The organism is Gilliamella sp. Choc4-2, assembly GCF_001690355.1.
GTDB classification, from domain to species: domain Bacteria; phylum Pseudomonadota; class Gammaproteobacteria; order Enterobacterales; family Orbaceae; genus Gilliamella; species Gilliamella apicola_A.
In genome coordinates this window covers 22026-34068 of sequence record NZ_LZHG01000069.1, presented here as the reverse complement: position 1 = coordinate 34068, position 12043 = coordinate 22026, and the positions used below count along the sequence as shown (strand labels likewise).

The following is a 12043-nucleotide window of genomic DNA, read 5'->3' as shown; positions in this document are numbered from 1 at the left end:
CATTTTTATTCTGTTTATTTCTTCGTTAAGGTCATTAGGGAATTAATAAACCTACTTAATTTGTAAATACTAACGATTATTTACTCAAATATTTTTTGGAGAATATAAAATGAATGCAACCACACTATCTCACCGCGAACTGGCGAATGCGATAAGGGCATTAAGCATGGATGGAGTGCAAAAAGCAAAATCTGGGCATCCTGGTGCACCTATGGGAATGGCGGATATGGCTGAAGTGCTTTGGCGTGGCTTTTTAAAACACAATCCAACGAATCCTAATTGGGCTGATCGTGACCGTTTTGTTTTATCAAATGGTCATGCGTCTATGTTGATCTATAGCCTATTGCATTTAACGGGTTATGATGTGACGATTGATGATCTTAAAAATTTCCGTCAGTTGCATTCAAAAACTGCAGGTCACCCAGAATATGGTTATGTGCCTGGTATTGAAACAACCACAGGCCCACTCGGGCAAGGTATTGCCAATGCTGTAGGTATGGCAATTGCAGAAAGAACATTAGCGGCACAATTTAATAAAGCAGGTCATACTATTGTTGATCACCATACTTATGTGTTTATGGGTGATGGCTGTATGATGGAAGGAATATCGCACGAGGTGTGCTCATTAGCAGGTACACTAAAGTTAGGTAAACTAATTGCATTTTATGACGATAATGGTATTTCAATTGATGGTGAGGTTGATGGTTGGTTTACTGATGATACGGCAAAACGTTTTGAAGCTTATGGTTGGCATGTTGTTCCTGGTATTGATGGGCATGATGCTAAAGCTTTAAAAGAAGCGATCGAACAAGCGCAAGCAGTAACCGATAAACCATCATTACTAATGTGTAAAACAGTGATTGGTTTTGGTTCACCAAATAAAGCCGGTAGCCATGAAAGTCACGGCGCACCACTAGGTGATGCCGAAATCGAAGCAACCCGTAAAGCACTAGGTTGGAATCATCCAGCTTTTGATATTCCAAAAGATTATTATGATGCTTGGGATGCTAGAGCAAAAGGCAAACAACGCGAAGATGAATGGAATGCTCGTTTTGACGCTTATGCTAAGGCTTATCCTGATTTAGCTAAAGAATTTAAACGTCGTGTTAATAATGATTTGCCAGCTGATTGGTCAAAAATTGCTAATGATGTAGTCAATAAACTACAAGCAAACCCAGCTACAATTGCCACTCGTAAAGCATCACAAAATGCAATCGAAGCTTTTGCTCCTGTATTACCTGAGTTTTTAGGAGGTTCGGCAGATTTAGCACCAAGTAACTTAACCATGTGGTCAGGTTCTAAAGAAATTTTAGCTAATGCTGATGGTAACTATATCCATTATGGTGTGCGAGAATTTGGTATGTCAGCAATCATCAACGGTATTGCCTTACATGGTGGATTTATTCCTTATGGTGCAACATTTTTAATGTTTATGGAGTACGCGCGCAATGCCGTTCGTATGGCTGCATTAATGAAAATTCGTTCTTTGTTTGTCTATACTCATGATTCAATTGGTTTGGGTGAAGACGGACCAACGCATCAACCAGTCGAGCAAATGGCGAGTTTACGGATGACACCAAATGTTAGCACTTGGCGTCCTTGCGACCAAGTTGAGTCAGCAATTGCATGGCAATATGCTATTGAACGTAAAGATGGTCCAACGGCATTAATCTTCTCAAGACAAAACCTTAAACAACAAGAGCGTACTACCCATCAGCTCGCTGATGTTTATCGTGGGGGGTATATCTTAAATGATTGTACTGGTACACCTGAGCTGATTATTATCGCTACAGGTTCAGAAGTTGAGCTTGCCGTTGAAGCTTATCAACAATTGACTCAAGCAGGTAAGAAAGTGCGTGTAGTGTCAATGCCATCAACCGATGCGTTTGATAAACAAGATCAGGATTATAAAGAGTCAGTATTGCCATCGTCAGTCACAGCTCGCCTTGCCATTGAGGCGGGTATTAGCGATTATTGGTATAAATATGTGGGTTTTAATGGCAAAGTAATTGGTATGACCAACTTTGGTGAATCAGGACCTGCGGATCAATTATTCAAAGAGTTTGGTTTCACGGTTGAAAATGTGCTTATACAAGCAAATAGCTTATTGAAATAATAAAAGAAAAACGCCATCATTTGAGCTTTTGATGGCGTTTTTGCTGTATAAAAATAAACGATTAAACTATTTACCTTGATGCGCGCTTTAAGATGATCTTAGCGGGCTGTTTTTGTATGAAGATCATTCTTGCAATTAGCAAGAGTGCTGCAACAGCAAGCCCTGAAATAATACCTATCCAAAAGCCAGCTGCGCCAATTGGCTGAATGATTAGGTCGGTTAATCCTAGAACATAACCAACAGGCAATCCGACTACCCAATAAGAAAGTAGAGTAATAAAAAAGATACTTTTAGTGTCTTTATAACCTCGAAGCACATTACTAGCTACTACTTGTAAATAGTCAGACGTTTGATAAATAGCGAGTAAAATAATAAGTTGCATACAAATAGCAATTACAGCATTTTCTTGTGTAAATATGGTGATGATTTGTGAACTAAAAATAACTAAAATTAGTGCAACTATAATGGCGATTACTAAGGATATGGCTAAACTAATGTAAGAAGTTTGTTTGGCTAAAACTGTTTTTCTTTTGCCTAGTAAATAGCCAACACGAATACTGGTTGCAACTCCTAGCGATAATGGAATAGCAAAGGTTAAACTGCTGATGGTGAATATAATTTGATGTGCAGCAACGGTTATTTGACCTAATGGGGCAATTAATAATGCAATCACAGCAAATAAGCTCATTTCAAAAAAGTAAGCAAGTGCAAGAGGAGTACCAAGCACAACAATTTTTTTGATTATAGCAAAATCAATTAGTTTGGTGATTGGTGTTAGGCGAATGTCGCGTTGGTTTGTGCTAGTGAGTGTATATAAGCGTATTAATATAAACATTAACCAAAATATTATTGAGGCAGTGATTCCACATCCTACACCACCAAAAGCAGGTAAGCCTAATTTGCCATAGATTAATATATAGTTGATAGGGATGTTGGTGATTAGTGCAATAAAGATGATGACCATCGCTGGTTTGGTATTGGATAATCCCTCACATTGATTGCGGTAAACTAAAAATAGCAAGAAAGCTGGTACACCCCACATTATGGCACGTAAAAATTTGACTGCCACGTCCATCATTTCTGGATCAATAGGGTGATCGTTCGAGCTTCTTAAGTTTATTATTAGGTCGGAATGATATAGAAGTAACATCATAAGCATTGATAATACCAATGCGATGACAACGCCTTGGCGGGTATGATCGGCAACTAGGTTTCGTTTAGCTGCACCATTTAGATTTGAAATAATTGGTGTTAAAACGGTGAGTAAACCTTGTCCAAATAAGATGGTAGGTAACCATATCGAGACAGCAATGGCAACTCCAGAAAGTGCCGTTTTACTATAATTGCCTGCCATAATGGTATCAACAAAGGTGATCGCAGTTTGTGATATTTGCGCGATAAGCACTGGAACTGCCAATTTAACCAGATTTTTTACTTCGTGTTTATAATGTTGTTTCATGGTGTTAATTAACGTTTAACCGTTCCCCATAGATCGTACTCATCGGAATGCTCAATGTTAACCTGAACAATATCACCTACATTAACTTGGTTTTCTTCGTTTAGATAAACAACGCCATCAATTTCTGGGGCGTCAGCCATGCTACGACCTATTGTACCTTCTTCATCAATTTCGTCAACAATAACATCTAATGTTTTGCCAATTTTTGCTTGTAATTTTTGCGTTGAGATTTTTTGCTGTAATTGCATAAAGCGATCAAAACGTTCTTGTTTAATTGTTTCTGGAATTTGATTAGCAAGTTTATTGGCTTCAGCGCCTTCTATGGGGCTGTATGGAAAACAGCCAACACGATCTAGCTGTGCTTGCGACAAAAAGTTGAGCAGTAATTCAAAATCTTGTTCTGTTTCGCCGGGATAACCAACAATAAAGGTTGAACGTAACGTGATATCAGGACAGATTTCTCTCCATTTATGGATACGTTCTAAGGTTCTTTCAATGGTTCCAGGCCGTTTCATTGATTTTAAAATTGTTGGACTTGCGTGTTGTAATGGTACATCCAAATAAGGCAAGATTTTACCATCTGCCATTAATGGAATTAGATTATCGACACTTGGATAAGGATACATATAATGCAATCTGACCCAAATTCCCAAACTTGATAATTGTTCGCAAAGCGTTTGAATATCAGTTTTTAATGGCATTCCATTCCAGAAACTGGTCCTGTTTTTGATATCAACGCCGTAAGCTGAAGTGTCTTGTGCAATAACTAATAATTCCTTAACACCACTGTCGGCTAGTCGTTTTGCTTCATCAAGTACGTTACCAATAGGGCGACTAATCATTTTACCTCGTAATGATGGAATAATGCAAAATGTACAACTATGGTTACAACCTTCAGAAATTTTTAGGTAAGCAAAATGTTTTGGTGTTAGTTTTATACCTTGTTGGGGAATTAGACTGGTAAATGGATTATAAGCAGGTTTTGGTGCATATTTATTAACATGATTTAGTACTGCTTCATAGCTGTGTGGGCCAGATATTTCAAGTACTTTTGGGTGTACAGTCCTAATTTGATCTTCTTTGGCACCAAGGCATCCGGTTACAATGACTTTGCCGTTTTCATTAAGAGCTTCGCCGATTGCTTCTAAAGATTCTTGTACAGCACTGTCAATAAATCCACAAGTGTTTACAATGACAAGATCGGCATTATCATAGCTAGGTACGACTTGATAACCTTGCGTACGCAGTTCGGTTAAAATTCGTTCAGAGTCAACTAAATTTTTAGGACAGCCAAGGCTCACAAATCCAATTGTAGGAGGTAACATATTCATAGTATTTATAATAGTGTGTTATATTAAAGAGGTATTGTTTGAGAATTCAATAAACTATATTTGTTAATTATCGTTTACAAATCAAAATAAAGATGGCATTTTATCACATTTCATCATAGTTGATATACCGATTTTCTAATTTCAAATTTACATTAACAATGTTTTGGCTTATCTATTAAGTATTAGTAATAACTCGGAAAGTAGTTCGTTTGAATAAAAAAAAATTATTTATTGAGTATTTCTCTGATATTTATCAGTATAAAATAAAGCCTTTATTGACAATAAAGGCTATTTAAAAAAGAAAGTTAACAATCAAGTTATATTATCTTAATGCATTAGTGACTTCGTCTATTTGACGATTTATGCTTTCAGCACCACCACCTGATAGATACCAAAGATCAGGGGTTAAATAAACAACCTGTGCTTTGCTTTTGTTTAATACTTTTTGTGAAAAAAAGTGCTCAGCCATACCTTGATTGCCGATTGCTTTGCTACGATCAACAACAAAAATAATATCAGGTTTGACTGATTTAATGTAATTATCATCAATAAAAATTGGTTTTGGTTTGCCTATTAAGTTATTTGCGGGCATAACGGTGAGTGGTACCGCTCGTTTAACATCTAGTACATCGTGAATCAATGCCGCGCTGGAACTTGAATTGATAAGAATCATCTTCCCATCGTTATGAATAGCAACAATAGCTTTTTTAGAACTAGCTTCGGCTACTGCTCGGGCATGTTGAATTTTTTCATCTAATGACTGAATAATATTATCAGCTTTACTCTCTGTGCCTGTAATATTTGCCAGTAGGTGGATATGATTTTTGGTTGATTCAACATAATTTTGGGCGTTTACACTTAAATTAATGACTGGTGCAATTTTAGATAGATCTTCAGTTTTACTAGCTTGGCGTCCATCAATAATAATTAAATCTGGCTTAACTTGTCTGATTGCATCAATATTAGGGTCTTTCATATTGCCGGTATCGGTAATTGATGTTTTGTTAAATTGTTGCAAATAAGATGGGATAACTGATAGTGGAGTTGCTACAACTATCGAACCTTTACCTAACGCATCTAAAGTATCTAATGCCCCATAGTTCATGACAACAACTTTTTCGGGCGATTTAGGAACTTGTACCGTTTGGTTGTTGGCAGTTACACTCATTGTTGTTGTTGATTGGCATCCGGCTAAGCCTAATATAATTGATACAATACTACTTAATAGTAGCTTTTTCTTTCTAGTCATAATTATTCCCTTATTTTATTAAATGATAATTATTATCATTTAATAATTGTCATTTGTCTAGTAAAAATCATTTACATAAAAGATATTGATAATTATTCTCAATTATTGTAATGTTCATAAAAGCATTTTTCGGTGAAATAGCATTATAAATAATAGGGTTATATAAAATGAGTAATATCAAAAATTTAAAATTGGCTATATTTTCCATTCAAACAGGTTTTTTATTTTCATTATCGCCTTCGGTTTTAGCAGCGGCTAATACAGAAATGGATACCATGGTAGTAACAGCTTCAGGGTTTTCTCAACAGATCAAGGAAGCGCCTGCAACTATTTCGGTTATTACACCGCAAGAGTTGAGTAACAAATCTTATCGTGATGTCACAGATGCATTAAAAGATATTCCTGGATTAAATATCACCGGTGGTGGTGATTCTACTGATATTAGTATTCGTGGCATGGATGCCAAATATACTCTAATATTAGTTGATGGAAAAAAGGTTAGTACCCGCGAAACAAGACCAAATAGTGATAATTCAGGATTTGAACAAGGATGGTTACCTCCATTAACGGCGATTGAACGTATTGAGGTGGTTCGCGGTCCTATGTCATCGTTATATGGTTCTGATGCGATGGGAGGGGTTGTTAATATTATTACCAAAAAAGTGTCAAATAAATGGCAAAGTGGTATACGTTTAGAATCAGTTATTCCTTATCGTTCAAAAGAAAAAGATACATATACTGGCAGTTTTTCGACCATGGGACCGATTATTGATGATGTTTTAGGTATACAACTTTATGGACAGTATTCAAATCGTCATGAAGATAAATTTCTTAGTGGTCATGCTGGGCAAAAATTGCGTAGTTTAAATGGTAAATTATCTTTAAATGCTACAGATACACAAAAATTTGATCTCGATTTTGGAAGAGCTTTACAAAATAGTAATGCAACTGCAGGCAAAACAAGAGATAAATCTAGAAGTGATTTTAATAGAGATAATAGACGAAATACGTTTGCTTTAACACATAATGGTTTGTTTGGTGATGTTTCTACAACTTCATTTGTTTCTTATGAAGGAAATAATAATCCTAAAAGAAACATGAAGATCCGAAATACAGATGTAGATACTCGTGTTACTATTCCTTTTAGTATTAATATGCTTACTTTAGGTGGAAAATACAATTATCAAGAGTTGCATGACAAAGGAAATCAACTAAAAACGACATTATCTAAAATTGATCGTTGGAATTATGCGTTATTTGGAGAAGATGAATTACGTATTTTAGAAAATTGGAATTTAACATTCGGATTACGTTATAACAAAGATGAAAATTATGGTAGCAACTGGAATCCAAGAGTTTACAGTGTGTGGAATATTGATGATAACTTTACGTTAAAAGGCGGTTATTCTACAGGTTATGCTACACCACAATTACGTTATGTGGTGACGGATTGGGGGCAAGCCACTGGCGGCGGATATTCTGATGGTGTAATCATTGGAAATCCAGCTTTAAAACCAGAAAAAACAAATAATTTCGAAATTGGTATAGGTTATACTAATGATTATGGTATTGATGTCTCTGCAACTGCATTTTACACAAAATATAAAGACAAAATTCAATCATATTATATTTGTAATCGTAAAAAAGGAAGTAAGTGCTTATTGAATGGTTATAGTAAAAAGTTTGACTTTATACAAGGCCGTGAAAATGTTGGCAAAGCCGATCTTAAAGGCCTTGAATTTTCATTTAAAACGCCTTTATTTACTGATTTCCTATTAACATCTAACTATTCTTGGACAAAAACAGAACAAAAAAGTGGTCAATTTAAAGGGCGATCTTTAAATCGAACACCTAAACAAAAATTCAATACTCAATTAGATTGGTATGTTGCCCAACAATGGGATTTATGGATAAAAATGGCCTATTATGGTATGGAATCGTCTAATAACCGTGATGGTACAAAAGTTGAATATCCGGGCTATACTTTCTGGGACATCGGTGCATCTTATCAAGCACACAAACAAGCCAAGATTTATGCTGGTGTTTATAATCTATTTGATAAAAATGTAACTAACGATGATTTTGGTAAAACCTTAGAAGGTAGAAGATACTTTGTGGGGACTGAAATTAATTTTTAAATATTTTTTTGTCATCAAGAAACAGTGGTTAGTTATTTTTCTTGATGACAAAGTGCTTTTATTCTCATCAATATGACTAGATTTACTTTATTCCAATATGATCTTTTGATTCTGAAATCTTAGGTTAAATAAAAAAGATAAGTAAAAACTTAATAAGCTTTAAGTGGGAGAGAAAAGAAATTTTTGTTCATCTATATTTACAGTTTCTTTTCTCTATTGATCGCTTAATAACTTGTTAATTTAATATTTATAAATAAATATCTATTATAACTGACTATTCAAAAATAATTATTAATTTATTAACCATATTATTACAGCCTACCTATTAGTTCAAAATTAACATTAAAAATTAATAAAAATTTCGTATTTATTTGATAGTTTATTTCCATTAATTTTACATTGATAGATCGATTATCTTGATCAATAATACCGCCGATTTTTCATTGACTGAAATTTTATTAAATTTTCGGGTGTTAGCTAAATTTATGTAATCTTATTAACAATATTATAATTAATTTTATTTGTTATTTTTATTAATAAAGAAATATATGAAGCAATATAAAAAACGTTATCTATACAATTCTAACAAAACAAAAAAATTTTTATTTAGTTTATTAATTTTAAAATTAGGAACGTGTATAAAAAGAAAAATGACAGTTAAATTGGGTATTTTATCTGTCATTTTAATATTTAATGGTTTAATTACTGCTAATGCGTCTCTTTCAGCTGTAGCCGTTAATTCTATTCAAGGGTATAAAACAGAATTTTTTGTAAATGTGCCGATAATTGATAAGTTAGGGTTTAATTATAAAGGCACAGACTATAATGAAAAGTTGGGAAATATTACAAGTGATAAGGTAAAATTTTTTGATAAAACAGCTAAGCTTGGCGATTTTGTTATTAAAAGCTATTTTATTCCGAAAATTTTAGAGGATGATATTAATGGAACTATATTCGATCCTAATGAACCTATTTCAAGTACAATAGAGTATATTTGGAAAGATAATAGTAATAAAATCATAGATAAAGCTGATTATGATAATATAGCTTGTAGTCATGATAAATATACTATGCCATTAAAATTAGAAATCACTTTAAAAGATATTAAATATCAAACAATATATGTTGATTCTAAAAGCAATTTTGTAAGTACCGCTAAATCCCCCTTAGCGCAAATTGAACCCTTGATCAAAACATATCAAATTGCTATACCTGAAACTTGTTTGTAAAGCCCAATAGAATCATATTGGGTTTATCTATGTAATAGCTTTAGGTAATAAACGATAAAGCTAGCAACAATGAGAAATGGAGGTTGAGATAATTAGGGTTGAATAATTGTGAAAAAGATAATCCAAATACGAATCTAGGTAGTGGTTTTATGCAAGATTATGTAGCTAATCAGGGATGAATATAACTCGTAGTAGCAAATCATATCTATGAGTAGTTTGATTTTTTAATATGAATTAGCAATGATGAAATCATAGAAGAACAATCCAAAATGTAATTTATTTGAAAGAATATATAAAGTTTAAATTGCTGTTAGAAAATGGCTTGTTTTGCTTCAAACAAATTAAATAAGGCTAGTAAAGTTCACAAAAAAGATTTAACTTGGTACGCCCGGGTGGACTCGAACCACTGACCCCCACCATGTCAAGGTGATGCTCTAACCAACTGAGCTACGGGCGTAAATTTAAAACACGCAAATATTAGCTCTCAAATTAATTCCTAGCAAGTAAAAAAAATTTTTTTTTGCTTGTTTTTTCGACTGTTGAACGTTTTTGATTATAAAAAAGACATTATTTGCCAGTTTATCTTGTTTATATAAACTAAAATTGTAAACAATTATTCATTGAAGGTGGTTTGTTGCCATGATTTTAGCTATACTCGGCAAATCAGTAAGAAGTAACTTTAGGTTAGTATGTCGATAAAAGATCAGATTGAAACGGTCCTACATAATGTTTTTGGTTATAAATCATTTAGAAATCAACAAAAAGAGATCATTGAATCAATTATCGAGGGATGTGATACATTAATTATCATTCCAACAGGTGGCGGTAAATCATTATGTTATCAAATTCCGGCAGTAATATTACCTAAAACAGCTTTGGTAATCTCACCACTGATATCCTTAATGAAGGATCAAGTTGATCAGCTAGCGGCTAATGGTATATCAGCAGCATACCTTAATGCTACGCAATCGACAGAGGAACAGCAAAAAGTTATTGGACAATATCTCAGTCATTCTATAAAGCTTTTGTATATTTCTCCTGAAAGATTGGCACTATCTTCTTTTCAAAGTTTAATTGAGCAAAATCCTCCCTCTTTATTTGCAATTGACGAAGCACATTGTATTTCGCAGTGGGGGCATGATTTTAGACCTGATTATCGTCAATTAGGACAACTTTCATCACGATTTCCAAGTGTCCCAATTGTTGCGTTAACGGCAACTGCCGATAAAATGACACAAAGCGATATAATAAATCAGCTTAAGTTGGTTAATCCATTAGTGGTTGTGCGGAGCTTTGATCGCCCAAATATCCGTTATACGGTTGTTGAAAAATATAATTTAACTGAGCAAATTGTGTCTTTTATTGAAACGCAAAAAGGTAACAGTGGCATTATTTATTGTTCAAGTCGTTCCCGAGTTGAAGATATGACCACTAGATTAAGTAGTCGTGGTTTTTCTGTTGCAGCTTATCATGCTGGATTAACTAATCAGGAACGTCAACAAGCACAAGAAGCATTTTTAAAAGACGATGTTCAAATTATAGTTGCAACAGTGGCATTTGGTATGGGTATCAACAAACCCAATGTTCGTTTTGTTATTCATGCAGATTGTCCAAGAAGCATTGAAGCTTATTATCAAGAAACAGGTCGGGCTGGGCGCGATGGTGTTCCAGCTGAAGTAATATTGTTATTTAATGCTAATGATTTGAGTTGGTATCGACAACAAATAAGCGAAAAAATGGATGGTCAACATAAAGAAGTTGAATTGCATAAAGTTGATGCAATGCAGTCTTTTGCACAAAGCCTAACTTGTCGTCGAATAGTATTACTTAACTATTTTGGTGAACAAAGGCATGAGCCTTGTAATAACTGTGATATTTGCCTTTATCCTCCAGAACATTATGATGGTTTGGTGGATGCACAAAAGGTATTATCCTGCATTTATCGTGTTGAACAGCGTTTTGGTGCACAATATGTTGCTGAAATTTTACGAGGTTCTAACAGAGCCAAAATTAAAGAAAATGGCCATGATCGTTTATCTGTATATGGTATTGGAAAAGATCATTCGATAGATTATTGGTTAAGCATAATTAGACAATTAATTTATCATGGGTATCTAATTCAAAATTTTGCCGCTCATAATACACTTCAATTAACTGAAGATGCTCGACAAATATTAAAAGGTGAAATTGCCTTATCTTTGGCTAAACCTAGGCTTGAAGTAGTTAAGAAAAGCCGCTTAAATCGTTATGCTCGGGCGATTAATTTAACTACGATTCTATCTTATGAAGAGCGTATTTTATTTGGTAACCTTAAAAAATTACGAAAAAATATTGCTGATGATGAAAATGTACCTCCTTATATTATTTTCAGTGATGCCACATTACTTGAAATGGTTCAAACTACGCCAGAAAGCAAACAACAATTACTCAATATTACTGGTGTAGGTAAAATAAAATTAGAAAAATATGGTAATTTATTTTTAGATAAAATTAATGATTTTATATTAAAAAATAGCTAATA

At 33.9% G+C, this 12043-nt stretch carries 7 protein-coding genes and 1 tRNA gene; 4 read left to right on the top strand and 4 right to left on the bottom strand.

Features of this window, described 5'->3' with window-relative positions:
* Nucleotides 1-109: 109 nt before the first annotated feature.
* Entirely contained in the window at nucleotides 110-2116 is a 2007-nt protein-coding gene (gene tkt, locus A9G34_RS09670) for a transketolase (protein ID WP_065569582.1), read from the top strand.
* 70 nt (nucleotides 2117-2186) lie between these two features.
* Here the strand turns inward: tkt and A9G34_RS09665 are convergent, their stop codons facing one another.
* The 3 genes from A9G34_RS09665 to A9G34_RS09655 all read right to left on the bottom strand — a co-directional run bounded on the left by A9G34_RS09665 (nucleotide 2187) and on the right by A9G34_RS09655 (nucleotide 6155).
* Nucleotides 2187-3575 carry an MATE family efflux transporter gene (locus A9G34_RS09665; RefSeq protein ID WP_065569581.1) on the bottom strand — a complete coding sequence of 463 codons (1389 nt, stop codon included), beginning with the start codon at nucleotides 3573-3575 and terminating at the stop codon, nucleotides 2187-2189.
* A gap of 8 nt (nucleotides 3576-3583) precedes the next feature.
* On the bottom strand, nucleotides 3584-4900 hold the full coding sequence (gene rimO / locus A9G34_RS09660) for a 30S ribosomal protein S12 methylthiotransferase RimO (RefSeq protein ID WP_034911760.1): 1317 nt from the start codon (nucleotides 4898-4900) through the stop codon (nucleotides 3584-3586).
* A gap of 328 nt (nucleotides 4901-5228) precedes the next feature.
* Nucleotides 5229-6155 carry a siderophore ABC transporter substrate-binding protein gene (locus tag A9G34_RS09655; protein WP_065569580.1) on the bottom strand — a complete coding sequence of 309 codons (927 nt, stop codon included), beginning with the start codon at nucleotides 6153-6155 and terminating at the stop codon, nucleotides 5229-5231.
* Between the two features lie 167 nt (nucleotides 6156-6322).
* Here A9G34_RS09655 and A9G34_RS09650 point away from each other — a divergent pair, with 167 nt between their 5' ends.
* Both A9G34_RS09650 and A9G34_RS09645 read left to right on the top strand, forming a co-directional pair.
* On the top strand, nucleotides 6323-8293 hold the full coding sequence (locus A9G34_RS09650; RefSeq protein WP_065569579.1) for a TonB-dependent receptor domain-containing protein: 1971 nt from the start codon (nucleotides 6323-6325) through the stop codon (nucleotides 8291-8293).
* Nucleotides 8294-8841: 548 nt separating this feature from the next.
* A complete protein-coding gene (locus A9G34_RS09645; RefSeq protein WP_034946358.1) occupies nucleotides 8842-9522 on the top strand; it encodes a hypothetical protein in 681 nt (226 codons plus the stop codon).
* Nucleotides 9523-9902: 380 nt separating this feature from the next.
* On the opposite strand, the gene A9G34_RS09640 is transcribed toward A9G34_RS09645, so the two are convergent.
* A tRNA-Val gene (locus tag A9G34_RS09640) sits at nucleotides 9903-9979 on the bottom strand.
* 232 nt (nucleotides 9980-10211) lie between these two features.
* Between A9G34_RS09640 and recQ the strand changes: the two genes are divergently transcribed.
* On the top strand, nucleotides 10212-12041 hold the full coding sequence (gene recQ / locus A9G34_RS09635) for a DNA helicase RecQ (RefSeq protein WP_065569578.1): 1830 nt from the start codon (nucleotides 10212-10214) through the stop codon (nucleotides 12039-12041).
* The last annotated feature ends 2 nt before the right edge of the window (nucleotides 12042-12043 follow it).